At 49.0% G+C, this 15,208-nt stretch carries 16 protein-coding genes and 1 riboswitch; of the genes, 8 read left to right on the top strand and 8 right to left on the bottom strand.

Going from position 1 to position 15,208, the window contains the following annotated elements:
* Positions 1 to 69 precede the first annotated feature (69 nt).
* A complete protein-coding gene (locus I8U23_RS06565; protein WP_037992987.1) occupies positions 70 to 924 on the top strand; it encodes an alpha/beta hydrolase family protein in 855 nt (284 codons plus the stop codon).
* A gap of 38 nt (positions 925 to 962) precedes the next feature.
* Positions 963 to 1,283 (top strand): metal-sensitive transcriptional regulator, encoded by a 321-nt coding sequence (locus tag I8U23_RS06570; protein WP_049720547.1) that lies wholly within the window; start codon positions 963 to 965, stop codon positions 1,281 to 1,283.
* A 250-nt stretch (positions 1,284 to 1,533) separates the two neighbouring features.
* On the opposite strand, the gene I8U23_RS06575 is transcribed toward I8U23_RS06570, so the two are convergent.
* Together I8U23_RS06575 and I8U23_RS06580 are read right to left on the bottom strand one after the other, a co-directional pair.
* Entirely contained in the window at positions 1,534 to 2,409 is an 876-nt protein-coding gene (locus I8U23_RS06575) for an SDH family Clp fold serine proteinase (protein WP_049720548.1), read from the bottom strand.
* A 20-nt stretch (positions 2,410 to 2,429) separates the two neighbouring features.
* Positions 2,430 to 2,621, bottom strand: a complete 192-nt coding sequence (locus I8U23_RS06580; RefSeq protein ID WP_131470908.1) for a hypothetical protein — start codon at positions 2,619 to 2,621, stop codon at positions 2,430 to 2,432.
* A gap of 142 nt (positions 2,622 to 2,763) precedes the next feature.
* On the opposite strand from I8U23_RS06580, the gene I8U23_RS06585 reads away from it, so the two are divergent.
* Complete coding sequence (locus tag I8U23_RS06585) at positions 2,764 to 3,558, top strand: DUF2797 domain-containing protein (protein ID WP_049720549.1); 795 nt, start codon at positions 2,764 to 2,766, stop codon at positions 3,556 to 3,558.
* Between the two features lie 6 nt (positions 3,559 to 3,564).
* Here I8U23_RS06585 and I8U23_RS06590 read toward each other — a convergent pair whose 3' ends face one another.
* The 3 genes from I8U23_RS06590 to I8U23_RS06600 form a co-directional block, all read right to left on the bottom strand.
* Positions 3,565 to 4,122 carry a glycerol-3-phosphate acyltransferase gene (locus I8U23_RS06590; protein ID WP_049720550.1) on the bottom strand — a complete coding sequence of 186 codons (558 nt, stop codon included), beginning with the start codon at positions 4,120 to 4,122 and terminating at the stop codon, positions 3,565 to 3,567.
* Positions 4,123 to 4,153: 31 nt separating this feature from the next.
* The gene (locus tag I8U23_RS06595; RefSeq protein ID WP_131470907.1) at positions 4,154 to 5,197 is read right to left on the bottom strand and encodes a YkvI family membrane protein; all 1,044 of its coding nucleotides are present in this window, start codon (positions 5,195 to 5,197) and stop codon (positions 4,154 to 4,156) included.
* A gap of 90 nt (positions 5,198 to 5,287) precedes the next feature.
* Complete coding sequence (locus tag I8U23_RS06600; RefSeq protein ID WP_049720551.1) at positions 5,288 to 7,840, bottom strand: transglycosylase domain-containing protein; 2,553 nt, start codon at positions 7,838 to 7,840, stop codon at positions 5,288 to 5,290.
* Positions 7,841 to 7,991: 151 nt separating this feature from the next.
* On the opposite strand from I8U23_RS06600, the gene I8U23_RS06605 reads away from it, so the two are divergent.
* Positions 7,992 to 8,153: a hypothetical protein gene (locus I8U23_RS06605; protein ID WP_156097693.1), complete on the top strand. Its 162-nt coding sequence runs from the start codon at positions 7,992 to 7,994 to the stop codon at positions 8,151 to 8,153.
* Between the two features lie 116 nt (positions 8,154 to 8,269).
* Here the strand turns inward: I8U23_RS06605 and I8U23_RS06610 are convergent, their stop codons facing one another.
* The 3 genes from I8U23_RS06610 to I8U23_RS06620 all read right to left on the bottom strand — a co-directional run bounded on the left by I8U23_RS06610 (position 8,270) and on the right by I8U23_RS06620 (position 12,071).
* On the bottom strand, positions 8,270 to 9,031 hold the full coding sequence (locus I8U23_RS06610) for an SDR family oxidoreductase (RefSeq protein WP_049720552.1): 762 nt from the start codon (positions 9,029 to 9,031) through the stop codon (positions 8,270 to 8,272).
* A 293-nt stretch (positions 9,032 to 9,324) separates the two neighbouring features.
* The gene (locus I8U23_RS06615) at positions 9,325 to 10,929 is read right to left on the bottom strand and encodes an esterase/lipase family protein (protein WP_049720553.1); all 1,605 of its coding nucleotides are present in this window, start codon (positions 10,927 to 10,929) and stop codon (positions 9,325 to 9,327) included.
* Between the two features lie 227 nt (positions 10,930 to 11,156).
* Entirely contained in the window at positions 11,157 to 12,071 is a 915-nt protein-coding gene (locus I8U23_RS06620) for an RluA family pseudouridine synthase (RefSeq protein ID WP_198050846.1), read from the bottom strand.
* A 151-nt stretch (positions 12,072 to 12,222) separates the two neighbouring features.
* A riboswitch (TPP riboswitch) is annotated at positions 12,223 to 12,333 on the top strand.
* 76 nt (positions 12,334 to 12,409) lie between these two features.
* Here I8U23_RS06620 and I8U23_RS06625 point away from each other — a divergent pair.
* The 4 genes from I8U23_RS06625 to I8U23_RS06640 are packed head-to-tail and all read left to right on the top strand — an operon-like array spanning position 12,410 to position 15,197.
* The gene (locus I8U23_RS06625; protein WP_037993002.1) at positions 12,410 to 13,399 is read left to right on the top strand and encodes an ABC transporter substrate-binding protein; all 990 of its coding nucleotides are present in this window, start codon (positions 12,410 to 12,412) and stop codon (positions 13,397 to 13,399) included.
* 1 nt (position 13,400) lies between these two features.
* Entirely contained in the window at positions 13,401 to 13,700 is a 300-nt protein-coding gene (locus I8U23_RS06630; RefSeq protein ID WP_037993003.1) for a thiamine-binding protein, read from the top strand.
* On the top strand, positions 13,687 to 14,451 hold the full coding sequence (locus tag I8U23_RS06635; protein WP_131470906.1) for an ABC transporter permease: 765 nt from the start codon (positions 13,687 to 13,689) through the stop codon (positions 14,449 to 14,451). The genes I8U23_RS06630 and I8U23_RS06635 overlap by 14 nt, the downstream gene beginning before the upstream one ends.
* Entirely contained in the window at positions 14,448 to 15,197 is a 750-nt protein-coding gene (locus I8U23_RS06640) for an ABC transporter ATP-binding protein (protein WP_082240532.1), read from the top strand. The genes I8U23_RS06635 and I8U23_RS06640 overlap by 4 nt, the downstream gene beginning before the upstream one ends.
* Positions 15,198 to 15,208 lie beyond the last annotated feature (11 nt).

The raw sequence follows: 15,208 nt of genomic DNA on the forward strand, positions 1-15,208 counted from the left end.
TTATCATTATAAAAGAAAGGAAAACGGGTTTCAATTTTCAGACCTGCAGCGGAAGGGAGAGACCACACTTTGCTTAAAAAATCTTTTTCTTTTGATTTGGGAAAAGAAAATCGCGTCATCCGCGGAGATATCCGTTTGCCAAAACCGCAACTACCTGCGCCGGTCCTTTTCATTTGTCACGGTTTCAAAGGATTCAAAGATTGGGGATTTTTCCCTGTATTGGCCGAAAAACTGGCAGAAGCCGGCTTTGTCACCGTCACGTTTAACTTTTCCATGAATGGAATCGGCGAGGATTTGGAAAACTTTACGGAGTTGGAGAAATTTTCATTGAACACCTTCAGCCGGGAACAAGAAGATTTGGCCTTTTTAATCCAAAAGGTCCGCGAAGGGGACTTTCCGTATGCGGATGCCATCGATCCGGGACGAATCGGACTTTTCGGCCACAGCCGCGGAGGAGGCAACAGCCTGATCCATGCCTTGGATCACCCGGATCGGATCAAAGCGGTTGCTGTTTGGAACAGCATTCACCGGGCCGACTTCTTTGCTCCTGAAGTGATGGACGACATCAAGCGCAAGGGAATCGGTTATATATCCAATGCACGCACCGGACAACTATTGCCCGTCCGCCGGGAAGTCATCGATGACATCCGGCAGAACCGGGAACGGTTTGACATCAAAAAACGTCTGCCGGATCTGCATCTTCCTCTGCTCATCGTACAAGGAACCGAAGATCTCCCCGGATTTATGGAAGGAGCAAAAGAAATGGCTGATCTGGCAGACAAGGCCACGCTTCGTCTCATCGAAGGGGCCAATCACACCATGGGTGCGGTTCATCCTTTTGAAAAAATGACTCCGCAGCTGGAAGAGGCGATTCAAACCACCTCCTCTTTTTTTCTGAAGCATTTGTCTCCTGAACAGGTATAATGATAGCAGGTGCATCATGTAAAAAGCAGGTGAATGGAATGCAAACGCAGAAATCGTCTTCGGATTGCCCGGCGGGGGAAACCCGGAAAAGCCACCACCCCGACAAAGTGAAAAACAATCTGATTTCCAGGCTCAACCGCATTGAAGGGCAAATTCGCGGTGTCAAAAAAATGATCGACAATGATACTTACTGCGATGATGTGTTAAATCAGATTGCAGCGATCCAATCGGCTTTAAACAGTGTGGGCAAAATCCTTTTGGAAGGCCATTTGAGAAGTTGTGTGGTGGAACGTCTCCAAGAAGGCGAAATGGAAGTGATTGACGAATTGCTTGTGACCATGAATAAGTTGATGAAATAAGCAGTGAAAATGCAGACAGGTTGGCGGATCCCGCCAACCTGTCTGCTTAAGGGGGTCAAACGTTTTGGATTTCTACTTGCCATCAGTGACGCGTGAGAACATGAGATCATCCATTTACAAATTGGAAAGGAAAGTTGTTTTCTCTGCTCCATCCATTGTTGCATCGTCATGCTGCGTCTGTTTGCTTCTCTATCTATTATAACGGATCATGCTTCGGAAAAGTTTCAACAAAAAATGAAAAAATAAAATTTTAAACCGTGATGGAGACATCATGACTTTCAAACAACTTTACGGCGGTTTTCTCACGCATATACACCAAATAACGCGTGTAAAGACGCCACATTCCCTGCCAGAATTCATCCCCGGCCGGTTGGTACACCACTTTCAGCCCGATCGCTTTGGCCTCCTCATAACCGATGACTGAACCGTGATTCGGATATTTGTCTATGTTGATCAACGTCTCGGCAATCCGCTTGGCCTTCAGCAGATTGTTTTTATACATGGACCGGCTCAACCACTTGATGGCCAAACGTTTCGAATGTTCAATCGATTTATGGCAAAAGTCAATCAATGCCGCATCCACGCCCTGCAAAAAAGGAAGATAGGCTGCATTTAAAGGTTGTCCATTTGCATGTTCTTTTTTAATCAATTCGAGTCCGTTCAGGAAAGCTTGAGCGGGCCGGTATTGATAACCGAGCACGGTCGGAATCGAAACCTGAGGATCGATCGGACCCAGTTCCGATGTGTCGCTCATCACAATTTCATCCGCAGCCAGGCTGATCAAGGTGGCCGCACTTTTGGCTGCCTGCGGGACAATCACCCGAAGATGCCTGGTTTTGGAAAACAGCGTGTGCACCAATGTTTCCGCCGCATTCGGATCGCCACCGGGGCTTTCGATGATCAAATCCACATCACACGAGTCCTCCAAAGAAGAAACAATCTCATAAAACGGAGCAATATCTTCCCGGGTAATGGCGCTGTCCGGATGGGTCAGGTTCGCCATGTACACCAAAATGCGGCGCCCCGTCTTCTTTTCCAATTCTCTCATCAATGCCTGCCGTTCGTACCGGTCGCGATGGACAGCGTGATAAAGAGGACTTTGCTTTGGAAATTGTTGGTGATCCATGGAATCTCCTTCTCTTTTCATTATTGGCTTTGATAGGGACGGCCGTACAACTTTTCTTTCGTCGGCTTGATTCCCAAAGCCTCCATATCTCTTTTCAGCTTTTGCACCGATTTGGCAAAGCACTCAAAATCATTCCGGTTGTTTTCGCGCAACAATTTCTCTTTGGCTGTAAGGAGTGTGTCAAACATCGCTTGCTTCCCTCCTTGTCTCATTCGCAAGCTCCTTTTTTTAGTATACTATATGCATTCCCTTTCCGAAAGATCACGGTGATTCCCCCGACTTTCCATTGTTGGGCACTTTCCCGTTTGCTATACTAATATATTAAGTCGATTCCATAAAGATAGGAGTTTTACAGTGAAATACACCGGATTTTTAGAGCCGCTTCAGCATCGCCCCGCCCGGCCTGTACACTATGAGCTGAAAGTGGATGACCAAGTCATCCCTTTGAATGATTTTTTGGGCAGGGAAATGGAAATCCGATTTCTGGATGAATTGCGATGCCGGTATTGCGGACGGAAAACCAAAAAATTTTACGGTAACAACAGCTCATGCTTTCCTTGTTTTAAAAAACTCCCGGTCAATGATCTTTGCATCGTCAAACCGGAATTGTGCCATTTCCATCAGGGAACTTGCCGGGACAACGCCTTCGGCGAGCATCATTGCATGTGCCCCCATATTGTTTATCTCGCTTTATCCAGCGATATCAAAGTCGGCATCACGCGAAAAAGCAACCGGTTCAACCGCTGGATCGATCAAGGGGCGGTGCAGGCATTGCCCGTTTTGGAAGTGGCTACACGCAAAGACGCCGGCGAAGCGGAAGTGTTCCTTTCCCAATTCATTACGGACAAAACCAACTGGCGCAAAATGCTGAAAAATGAAATCAATGACGCGGATTTGTATCAAACCCGGAAAGAACTGATCAAAAAACTGCCGGAACGGTTCCAGCCTTGCATCCTTCCTGAAACGGAAATTCATGAATTCACTTATCCCCAGCTTCAAGTTCCCGATAAAATCACTTCCCTGAACTTTAAAAAACAACCGGCCATCTGCGGGACATTGATCGGCATCAAAGCACAATACTTAATCTTTGACACCGGAGTATTTCAGGTGCGCAAACATGCCGGATACAAAATTTCCATTTCGCTTTGAGCATTTTTAATGTATCCGGCGAAAGAAGTTTTTAAACCGGTACGGCGGTCCCAAATTCCGGCGGATGTGCCGCCAATTCGGCTTCATTCGGAAGAGAATGAGGCTTCCCAAAACCAAAATGACAAGCCATGCATAAAAATGGGTCACCAGAATCAATCCGAGAATAATCATCGCCATGGTCGTAAGCAGTGTGGACAAAAACAGATAACGGGTGAACAGCAAACTGAAAAAATAAATAATGATTCCCACCAAAACCAACACCGGGCTTAAAATCAGCAATGCTCCCGCTGCGACGGTCAATCCGTAATTCCCTTGAAAACCCAAGAACACAGAATACATACTGCCGGCGACAACCAGGACAGCCGCAAAGCACGCTCCCGGCCACCCTCCCAAAGCCATGCCGAAAAGAGTTGCTGCCATTCCTTTCACCAAGTCAATTACAATTATTAAAAAATATTCGCGCGGCTGCAATTGGGATCGAAACGGATACTTTCCCAAAGCCCAGAGATGAAGCGGCAAAGCTCCCATCAGATAAGCGCCGGCCAAGATACAAACAAAACTCATGCTGTCCCCTCCTTCCCTGTTTTTTAACAAATTATGCCGGCAAACGGCATAGTGCCAACCGGATCAGGGTCACCAGCCCGGCATAACCGAAAAAAGGGTACAAAAACCCGATCAACACCGGAAAACCGAACAAGGAAAACAGATAGCCCAATCCAAAAATCACAGCCATCACAGTTGCCGGATGGTACGGAATCCACGGTTTCAAACTGACGGTCAACCCGTATACATTGCCGATGAGGGTGGTCAAAATCTCCGCCCACATCACCAATAAAAAGAAGTATTTGAGCCCGGCGCCCAACCGGCTGATGACAAAAGCCATGGGAATCTTCAGATGAGACACATCCGTCCAATAAATCTGCATGGCGAGGTTGCTGGCAAAAAGCATCAAGCCCAAGCCCAAGCCACCCATCATCCCTCCCGCCATCACCACAGGCTCATCGGCCACTTTGGCCCCCAACGGGATCAAGACCGCTTGCATCAACGACAAATTGTAAGCCACGTAAATGAGGGACGGCACCAACCAATGATAGCGGGACGGCACCAAAGCAAAGGGCATATAAGAAGACCAATCCGCTGTCTTCCAAGCATGAATCGCGACCATCCCGATAAACAGAAGCATCATGGGAACGACAAGGGAGTTGACCGATAAGATGCCGTCCATTCCCCTTAAAATGACGACATATGCAATGAAGACCGTTATCATGACCCCCAAATGAAAAGACAATCCGAGTTGTTCCTCAAACAAAGCCCCCGAGCCGGACAACATCGCGGTTGTGATGCCGAATAACATGAGACTGACCAACCGGCTCATCCATTTCCCCCAATATTCGCCAAACAAATAACAGTTGAAATCTTCATAGGACGGGGTGCCCAACCGGCTTCCCATGAGAAGCATGCGGACTCCCAACCATGAAAACATCCCGATGGCAAACAGGACTCCCCAAATGCTGTCTTTCCCGTGAGAAGTAAAAAATTGCATGATTTCCTGTCCGGAAGCAAATCCGGCTCCAACAGCGGTTCCCGCATAGACAAAACTGATCCGGAGAGCCAAACTCCATCTCCTCAGTGACCACATACAACCCTAACCCCTTTGTCCGACTGTCAGGACTAGTTTATGATCACGGGCATAAGAAAAGACCAGCCAAGTTTTTGGCTGGTCTTTGGATTACCAGGGCCATCCTCCTTTTTTGTCATCATCCTTCTTGCCATCGTCACCGTTATTTCCGTTGTCCCCTTGGTCATTGCCGTTGCCGGGTCCGGGGAACGGGAAGTTATTGTTGTCGTCTCCATTTCCCGGATCATTCGGATCTTCCGGTTTTTCCCCGTCATCCGGTTTTTCTTCCCCTTGCGGGGCCAGTGTAACCGAAACGACACCCGATTCTTTTTGATCGTTTTTCTCCGTGTCAATGGCCACCACTTTATAGCGGTAGGTTTTGGAGGCAGGTTGCCCTCCTCCGCCGAAGAGATTATCCAGGAAGTTTCCTCCTTGAGGCGGTTGCACGGGATCTTTATATTCTCCCACGGTTCCGGGCAATTCTTTAATCATCTGGAAGTCTTGCCCTTCCTCTGCACGCCATACCTGGAATTTGACGCGGTCTCCCTGTTCACCCCACTTCAAGAGAATACCGTCACTTTGTTGCGACGCACTTAATTGAGGTTGTTTCAACTCAAACGGCGGTTGCGGTTCAGGTGCGTTAAACTGGAATTTCTGAGGTTTCTCCCCTTCCAGCGCTTTGTTCATCACATAGCCGAAGATTTTCGCCGGTGCGCTTCCCCCGGTCAGGTACGGGTTGTCCTGTCCGCCTTGGGGATAGAACACGTTGACAGCCATCACCATATTGGGGGTGTACCCGACAAACCATCCGGCTTGCCCGCCTTGGATCGTACCGGTTTTCCCGGCAACATCCCAGTCGTTATGCAAGGCGGCTTTTTTACCGGAACCTTCGGTAATGACATTCTTCAACATGCGGGTCATCCAATAAGCGGTCTTTTCATCAAAGACTTTGGTTTCTTTTTCATCTTTTTCTTTTTTGGGCTCCAACTCTTTGTCTCCTTGCACCACTTTCCGGATGGTGTACGCATGCTTATAAGAACCTTTATTCGGGAAGACGGAGTACGCTTGCGCCATTTGCTTGGAAGTAACCCCTTTGTTCAAACCTCCCAGAGCAAGGGGTGCATATCCTTTATCCGCCGGTTGCAAATCCAGCCCCAGTTTTTGCCCGTAATTATAGGCCCGTTCCAGTCCGACTTCTCGCAACAAGTGAATCGTCGACAAGTTCAGCGAGTTGGCCACCATGTATTTCATGCTGACCTCACCTTTGGGACCTCCTGAGTAGTTGCTTGGACTCCAGTCGCCGGCAAAGTCCACCTTTTTGTCTTCAACCGTGAAATACTCATTATAACCAAGATCCTGAATGGCCGGGGAATAGACGGTCAATGGTTTGATCGTCGATCCCGGTTGCACCGGATCGGCCACCGCCCGGTTTCGGTATCCCGGTTTATATTCGCGGCCGCCTCCCACGGCTCGGATCAGCCCCGTTTTGGGATCAATAATGGTAATCCCGGCGTCGGCCCCCTCCAAAGATTTTCCTTCATTATTGGTAAACAGCGAATCATCTTTCAGAGCCTCTTCCACCGCTTTTTGGGCTTTCAAATTCAAACCGGTATAAATATTGAGTCCCAGTTGTTCCAGATCTTCTTCATTCAAGCCGTATATTTCTTCCAATTCATCAATGACCAAATCTTTATAAGCATCAAACTCGTTTTGTTTCAGATACTCTTGTTCACATTCTTTACAAGTTTCCAGTGGCTTTTGCGCCAGCTTTTTGGCCTCTTCTTCCGAAAGCATCGGCTCCATCTCATCATCCACCGGCATGACCATCGTCAAGACGACATTTCGGCGCTCGATTGCTTTATCCGGATGTTTAAGCGGATTGTACTTGTTGGGCGCCTTGGGCATCCCGGCAAGCATGGCCACTTCTTGCGGCTCCAGTTTTTCTTCAACCGGGTCCTTGCCAAAATACACCTTGGAAGCCAGACGCACACCGGCTACCCGGCCGCCGAATCCGATAAAGTTTAAATAGGCTTCCAAAATATCATCCTTGCTGTATCTCTTTTCAAGATTCAGCGAACAACCCAGCTCCTTGATCTTCCGGGTCATGGTTTTTTCGGCGTTTTCCAGGATAATGTTTTTACAAACCTGTTGGGTGATGGTACTTGCCCCTTGGGCCGCACCCATGGCGACGATGTTTTTGACCACAGCCCGGGACAAACCTTCAAAGTCAACCCCGATATGTTTATAGAAACGACGGTCTTCCGTTTTGACAAAAGCGTCGACCAGCATCGGGTTTTTTGCTTTTAACTTTTCAATATCCGCCCACTCACGCTGTTTCGTACCAATGGTGGCAATCACTTCATCATTGGCATCATACAGTTTGGAACTAAATGGCATATTTTCTTTTTGAATTTTTTTCAAATCATAAGTGCCTTCGCTTAACATAATGGCTGAACATCCGCCCACCATCAGGAGCAGAGATGTCACCAATACCAATACAAGCCATTTCCAAGAAAGAAATCTCTTCCACCCGGTTTTGGGCGGTTTGCGTCCGCCGCCGCCACCCGAACGGGAACGCGAACGGGGACCCACTCGTTCACTGCGTGAGCGCGGAGGCATCGGGCTATAACCACTTTTCATGCTCACCCTGCGAAAATCATCCATCGATTACCCTCCCGAAACCATTGTTCTATCCAATCCATGCTTCCACCTTCAAAAAAGCACGAAAACCTATAGATAATTTGACAATGAGGCTGACCAATTCCTGCACATCCGCTTTTGTGCTATGATAAACGAAAAGGTGGTGAGCGTCGTCATGCACAAAAAAGCTGCAGTTTTTTCCAGTCGGTTGACCGGGATCATCAGCCTTTTCCTTACCTTTTATTTATGGAAAGTTGCAGGAATCACCGGTCTCATCGGCGGACTGGTCAGTGCCGGTTGTTGGTTTGCTTGGAGTTGGCTCCTCCAAAAGAAGTAATCTTTTCTTCTCTCGAATACTTACCCATTATAACTTAAGAGCCTGCAAAATGGTTTGTCATTTTTAAAAAATATTACAGCAATATTACACGAATCTTATGCTCATTCTACATAATATCATCCATTGATGAAACCCCCAGTCACTGGAATCATGGCACCGGTGATAAAATCGGAATCGGGATGGACCAAAAAGCGGACCACGCGTGCGACATCCTCCCCGGTGCCCGGCCTTCCGACCGGGGTGCGTTGGTCTTCCTTCCCCCTCGCTTCGCAAATGGATGCTTCTTTATAGGGATCGCGAATATCCCCGGGCAGGATCATATTGACGGTAATTTGATGGGCCGCTTCCTCACGGGCCAGTGTTTGCGTCAACACCGCCAATCCCGTTTTCGCGGCGGCATAGGGCCCGTAACCGGTCCATCCGAACACTTTATCCGCTTCCGGATACCCGAAAGTAATGATCCGCCCTCCTCCCTGGTTGCGCATCATCGGAATCACTTCCCGCACCAAATAAAAAACGCCGGATAAATTGCCGTCGATCATGTCACGCCAATGTTCATCCGTAAAGTCGATCACGGGCGTTTTCTTGAAAATAAACGGTCCGGCCGTGCAGACAAGGGCATCGATCCTCCCCAAATCTTCACGAACCTCACCGACCATGCGCCGGATATCCTCTTTGTTGCTGATATCTCCTTGGAGAATGACCGCTTCTCCTCCATTTTTTTCGATCTCTTTTTTCATTTTTTGCGCCGCACTCCGACTTTGTCGATAATTGATCACAATCCGGTAACCGTCCTCAGCCAGCCCTTTGGCCACCATCACGCCCAGCCCTTTGGGGCCGCCGACAACCCAGGCCACCGGCTTTTCTTTTTGCGCCATCAAACATTCATCTCCTTATTCAAAACATTTTTATGTCCGGCCATTTGGAAATTATGATACCATCCCCGGTCGCAAATTTTGTCTATTATTATAATATATGGCGTTGGAAGTCCCACTCCGAAAATTGCCCGATTCTCCCGGCCGGTAAACTGCTTCATAAAAAAAACAGCAGGCAACTTTGGATACATTGCCCGCTGTCTTGCACAGTCTGCTTGCAAACATTCCCGGCAACCGTCGCCGCAAATCTCCGGATGCCGGATTTAGGATGTGGCAACCCTCTGCCGTCGGTCCGCTCACTGTTTTCCGATGTAAACCGACCGGACGATGGTGCGTGCAAAAGGCGTTCCGTCGGCTTTGGTTCCCTGAAGATCGATGGTGACATTGTAGGTGCCCGGCTCCTTCAACCCGAAGCGGTCAGCCAGATCCGGTACATTTTTCAGGATTTGTCCGGCGGTGATTTTTTCGGTTCGAATTTTCTCCCCCCGCGGGGAAATCACTTGGATGGATCCTTGCAGTTGTTTCAAATTCGTGTTTTTCCAATTCATCTGTAAGGGGATACGGCCGGAATCGGCTTTGGCCGGAAGCGTGAACGAAAGGGTATCCGCTCCGGAATAGGTGGTGATCAAGAGATAAGCATCGGTTTGCGGACTGTTCATTTGCATCGTCCAGTTTCCGCTTTCCAACTGGCTTCCATTAAGATGAAACATTTGCACAGCCGCCCCTTGAAAGAAGGCTTCATCCGTCGCTTTGGAAAAAACGCCGCTGGTTTCGGTGTAAACTTTGCCGGATGGCGAGATCAACCGGACTTTCACTTCAGGGGATTTGGTAAGCACGGTGAAAAGGATTTCTTCCGAACCGGCATCCACCGAAATCGTTTCTTCCGCTTGCTCGCCTGCCGTCAACGGTCCCCCTCTGACAAAATGGTCAGCACTTTCTTCCTTCATCCGGGGAACATCCTGCCGGGTTTGCACCACTTGACCAGAGAGAAGCACGGAATCGATTTCCGCAAAGGCGACGGTTCCGGTCCGGATGGCATCATGATCCACATCCTTGGTAAACAGATGGTTTCCATAAGGAAGATCGGTGCTCCAGACATTCACCAACCCGTCATTGTCTCCATGGGAAGACAAGTAGAAACCGCCAAACCACAAGGCCGACAAACTCGGTCCCCAATTGGTGCCCGCAGCAGTGTAATAAACGTTTTTAACCGCATCGGGATGACTGTCGGTTTGTTCGCGGTACTTTGCCATTTCGCCCGTTTGCAAGGAATAGGTCGCATCCGAACGCTGTCCCAGCAACTCTGCCAGCCACCCGGCCCAGGAACTGTGTGCCAGATCCGCAAGATGCGAACCGTGATGCGGGGAGCCTAAGGTGACCACTTTTGATACATACGGATACGCGCCATAATGAATCAAGGCTGCCTGCGTGTCAGGACCACCTTTGCTGTGTGCGACAATATTCACCTTCTGTCCGAAATGGTCATAAATTTCCTTCAGCATCCGGGCCAGCAATTCTCCGTTATCCCACTGGCTGGATGGCTTTCCGCCGGCATCATACAATTGGACAAAAGCGGTCCGGTAACCGTTGTTGTATGCGGTTTCATACATATCATTCAATCCGTGATAATTGGTCTCGTTCCACCAGTTTTGGGCTTTTCCGTTCATTCCTTGGACAAAGACGATGGGAAGTTTGTTCGGGTCGGCATTTGCCGGAGTGGCTCCCAAAAACCAGGTTCCGGGGGTGGTGTCTTCAGAGGGAGGGGGCAACTGATTGCTGATCACATTTCCCATCGGTTGGGGAGGGGGAATTTCCTCACTCTCAGCCCCGACCCATCCGGCGGGCAAAAACATGCTGAAGGCCAACAACAAACAAAGCAAAAAACACCAAGGCCGGCGCAACACAATCTCCTCCTTTTTTCATATACAGAAGATTGCGACATCTATTTCTGAAACATTTGCGTTTCCAAGAGAACATAAGGTCTTGCAAACCATTTTTCAATTTTGATTATATCGTATTCTATAAAATTCCACAAATAAAATTTTGAATATTTGAAAATTTAATGGTTTGCATGTTCCAAAGCGGGGAACATGCAGACCCGGCCTTGTCCTTGCCAAGTCTCAATGATTCAACACGCTCCAGCTTCCAATGTTTCAAGCAGTTGCCGGATATCTTCCGGAAGCGGGGACTCCCATTCTTTCCATTCATGCCACCGGGGATGGAGCAAACGGAGATAAGAAGCGTGCAAGGCTTGCCGACCGATCAGATGTTGATCATCCCCGGTTCCGTACAACAGATCGCCAATGATGGGGTGGCCGATGGATGCCAAATGAATCCGAATCTGATGCGTGCGTCCGGTTTCCAACCACAAACGCAACAAAGTGGTTTCTTGGAAGCGCTTGACGACTTGAAAGCGGGTAACGGCGCGGACGCCTTCCTCAGATACGACGCGTCCCCCTTTTTCCTCCGGCAACATTTGAATGGGCTTGTCAATGGTGCCGCTTTCGTCTTCCACCCGGCCATGGACAACGGCATGATAGCTTCGTTCATAATGCTTTTTTTCCATTTGGGCCGCCAAAAAAGCATGCGTGTATGCATGTTTGGCTACCACCATCAATCCGGAAGTGTCCCGGTCCAGCCGGGTCACCGGCCGGAACTTTCTTCGTTCCCCTCTTTGTTCCCAATGGTAAATCAACCCATTGGCCAAAGTACCTTCCTTATAACCGCGCGTGGGGTGGACCACCAAGCCGGGCGGCTTGTCAATCACGATCAAATCTTCATCTTCTTCGACAATGTCAAAAGAAACGGGTTGGGGAAGGACGGTTTCCGATTCCTCTTCCATATAGCGGATTTCAATTTGGTCCCCTTCCCTGACCCGGCTCGTAAAATAACGCACTTCGCCGTTGACCGTGACCAACCGGTTCCTTTTCAGGCGGGTCATCATTCTTTTGGAAAAACGGTACTTGTTCCGGAGAATTTGTTTCAACATTTTCCCGTCTTCTTCTCCGGAAACGACATGGGTGAATTGGATCTGGTTATTCATGAAACACCTCAAAAAGACATGATGATTCCAAACGTTTCTAGTATAGCACGGGTGAAATCAACGAGAAAGAATCCCTTTTGTAAATAATTGTAATTATATATAATAGACAATGATTTCATCCATTCGTTATAATGATGCCAAAACCAAAAAAATACCTGCAAAGGGGAGCCGGAGATTGGCCGGCTGAGATAGTGTACCGATACACTGACCCTCACAACCTGATCCGGATTATGCCGGCGTAGGGATTGCGCATGGTTTCAGACAAGCACAAGCATCCCTCCATCAGGGGTGCTTTTTTGTGTCTTCCCCTTTGCATGCAACCAGGAAGGAGTACAAAAATGAAACAACGTCTGGTGCTCACGGCACTTTTCACCTTGTTCGCCTTGTTTCTGGCGGCATGTTCCTCAACCGGGGACTCTTCCAGACAAACAGTCAAAATCGTGCTCGACTGGACCCCGAACACCAATCACACCGGACTGTACGTAGCAAAAGAAAAGGGCTATTTCAAAGAACAAGGGCTTGATGTCCAAATTATCCAACCCGGCAACAGCGGCGCGGAGCAAATGGTTGCTTCCGGGCAGGCCGATTTTGGCGTCAGTTATCAAGAAAACGTCACCCATGCCCGAACCCAAGGGATTCCGATCATTTCCATCGCGGCCGTGTTGCAACATAACACTTCCGGCTTTGCCTCTCTCCGCGACAAACAGATTCAACGGCCGAAAGATTTTGAAGGCAAAGTCTACGGCGGCTTCGGTTCGCCGGTTGAAAAACAGATCCTGACTTCTTTGATGGAAAAAGATCAGGCGGATGCAAACAAAGTCAAAATCATCAACACCGGAAACGTCGACTTTTTCCAAGCGTCCAAACAAAATATCGACTTTATGTGGATTTATTACGGATGGACCGGCATTGAAGCCGAATTGCGCGGCGAAAAGCTGAACATGGTCTACCTGAAAGATTATGACCGTGCTCTGGACTATTACACCCCGGTTCTCATCACCAGCGAAAAACAAATCAGCCAAAACAAAGAAACCGTTCAATCCTTTATGAAAGCCGTCAGCAAAGGTTATCAGTTTGCCATTGACCATCCCGATCAAGCGGCTGACATTCTGATCCGGGAAGTGCCGGATTTAAATCCCGAACTGGTGAAAAAAAGCCAGGCATGGATCAGCCCCCGTTACAAGGATGATGCCAAAGTTTGGGGATGGCAAAAAGAAGAAGTTTGGGCGGACTATGCCAAATGGCTGAGCGATCACCACCTTTTGGAGGGAAAATTTGTACCCAACGAAGCCTTTACCAATGAATTTTTGCCGGAAGGAGGAAACTGAATTGGCCCAAGCACTGGTCAGCCTTCAAATCCTGCCGCGAACCCCCCGCGGGGAAAAAGTGATTCCTTATGTGGACCGGGCGATTGAACTGATTGACCAATCCGGTGTCCGTTACCGCGTCGGCCCTCTGGAGACCACCATGGAAGGGGACTTGTCCGAACTGCTAAAGATCGTTGAGAAAGTCCATGAAGAAATGGTGAAAATGGGTTGCGGCAGCGTCCTGGCCCAAGTGAAAATCTTGTATCAGCCGGACGGCATTTCGATAAGCGAGTTGACGAAAAAATATGATGAGCATTGTTAAACGGGGCATGCCTGTCTGGTTCGTCCTTTTTCTGTTGTTCTTATGGGAAATGTCGGTTTCCTTGTTTCATATTGAACCTTGGGTGCTTCCGTCCCCTTCGGCAATCGGCAAAGAATCCCTCGCATTGTCCCGGCAATTGCCCGTTCCCGTATGGGCAACTGCAAGCATTGCCATCAGCGGCCTTTTCATGGGGACCGTCATCGGCCTTTTGACCGCCGGCGTGCTTCATTTATTTTCATCTCTGCGCCGAATGGTTTATCCGTTGATTATCTTGTCGCAAAATATCCCGATGATTGCGCTAGCGCCGTTGCTTGTGATGTGGCTCGGGTTTGGCGTCTTTCCAAAAATCCTGGTGGTTGCCCTGATCTGTTTCTTCCCTGTCACCGTCTCACTGTTGGGCGGATTGGCTGAAACGGATCGCACCCTTCTGACCTATATGAAAATGGCCGGCGCTTCCCGGATGCAAATTTTTTTCAAATGTGAATGCCCGTCGGCTTTACCGGCCTTTTTTTCCGGTTTGAAATTATCGGCCACTTACAGCGTGATGGGAGCGGTCATCGCCGAATGGCTGGGAGCGGAAAACGGCATCGGGGTGATGATGCAGCTGGCTTCGTCCACTTTCCGCACAGACCGGGTCTTTGTGACCATTTTGTTGGTCGCCGGCTTAAGCCTTCTCTTTTTCGCTTTGATCACATTCTTCGAGCGGATGGTGACAGTGCGCAATGGAAATCAAAGGAGGGATTCCCGATGACTTTGGAAGTGAAAAACATCACGTTTTCTTATGGCAACGGACCGGTCATTTCCGGTCTTTCCTTACGGGTGAAAGAGCGGGAATTCGTCTCCTTGATCGGACCGTCCGGGAGCGGAAAAAGCACACTGTTCCACCTGATCGGAGGCTTGGAAAAACCGGCAGAAGGAGAAATTACGTGGAACGGGCAGTCCATCGTCGGCAAACGCGGCAACTTCGCTTACATGCCGCAACAACCGTCCCTCTTCCCGTGGCGGACCGTGGCGGAAAACATTGCTCTTCCCAGTGAATTGAACCATCAAAAAATGAAACCGGAGCACATCCGCCGGTATTTGGAAAACGCAGGCTTGAGCGGGACGGAATCGCTGTATCCCCACGAACTGAGCGGGGGAATGCAACAGCGGGTGGCATTTTTGCGCACCTTGGCAAGCGGAAAGGAATGGCTGCTTTTGGACGAACCTTTCGGCGCATTGGATGCCCTGACGCGAACCCACATGCAAAAATGGCTGGATGCTTTGCTGAAAAAGGAACGGCGCACTGTCCTTTTCATCACACACAGCATTGAAGAAGCTTTGCTCCTTTCTGATCGCATCTATATTTTGACGAAACGCCCGATGCAGGTGTATCAAGAGTTGAAGGTTCCATTCCCCAAGGAAAACCGTTTTTCCCTCCGCGGAGATAAAACATGGGAATCCCTCCGGAAACAGCTGGAAGACTGGTTGTTACCGGAACCGGCGGAAACGGATTAAATAAATGACAG

The sequence above is a fragment of the Thermoactinomyces sp. CICC 10735 genome (genome assembly GCF_016055175.1).
In the GTDB taxonomy this organism is placed as follows: domain Bacteria; phylum Bacillota; class Bacilli; order Thermoactinomycetales; family Thermoactinomycetaceae; genus Thermoactinomyces; species Thermoactinomyces vulgaris.

Coding starts and splice junctions, on each gene's coding strand:
- I8U23_RS06570 (WP_049720547.1), top strand. CDS start 963: ATGCAAACGCAGAAATCGTCTTCGGATTGCCCGGCGGGGGAAACCCGG.
- I8U23_RS06575 (WP_049720548.1), bottom strand. CDS start 2,409: ATGGATCACCAACAATTTCCAAAGCAAAGTCCTCTTTATCACGCTGTC.
- I8U23_RS06580 (WP_131470908.1), bottom strand. CDS start 2,621: ATGAGACAAGGAGGGAAGCAAGCGATGTTTGACACACTCCTTACAGCC.
- I8U23_RS06590 (WP_049720550.1), bottom strand. CDS start 4,122: ATGAGTTTTGTTTGTATCTTGGCCGGCGCTTATCTGATGGGAGCTTTG.
- I8U23_RS06595 (WP_131470907.1), bottom strand. CDS start 5,197: ATGTGGTCACTGAGGAGATGGAGTTTGGCTCTCCGGATCAGTTTTGTC.
- I8U23_RS06600 (WP_049720551.1), bottom strand. CDS start 7,840: ATGGATGATTTTCGCAGGGTGAGCATGAAAAGTGGTTATAGCCCGATG.
- I8U23_RS06605 (WP_156097693.1), top strand. CDS start 7,992: ATGCACAAAAAAGCTGCAGTTTTTTCCAGTCGGTTGACCGGGATCATC.
- I8U23_RS06610 (WP_049720552.1), bottom strand. CDS start 9,031: ATGGCGCAAAAAGAAAAGCCGGTGGCCTGGGTTGTCGGCGGCCCCAAA.
- I8U23_RS06620 (WP_198050846.1), bottom strand. CDS start 12,071: ATGAATAACCAGATCCAATTCACCCATGTCGTTTCCGGAGAAGAAGAC.
- I8U23_RS06625 (WP_037993002.1), top strand. CDS start 12,410: ATGAAACAACGTCTGGTGCTCACGGCACTTTTCACCTTGTTCGCCTTG.
- I8U23_RS06635 (WP_131470906.1), top strand. CDS start 13,687: ATGAGCATTGTTAAACGGGGCATGCCTGTCTGGTTCGTCCTTTTTCTG.
- I8U23_RS06640 (WP_082240532.1), top strand. CDS start 14,448: ATGACTTTGGAAGTGAAAAACATCACGTTTTCTTATGGCAACGGACCG.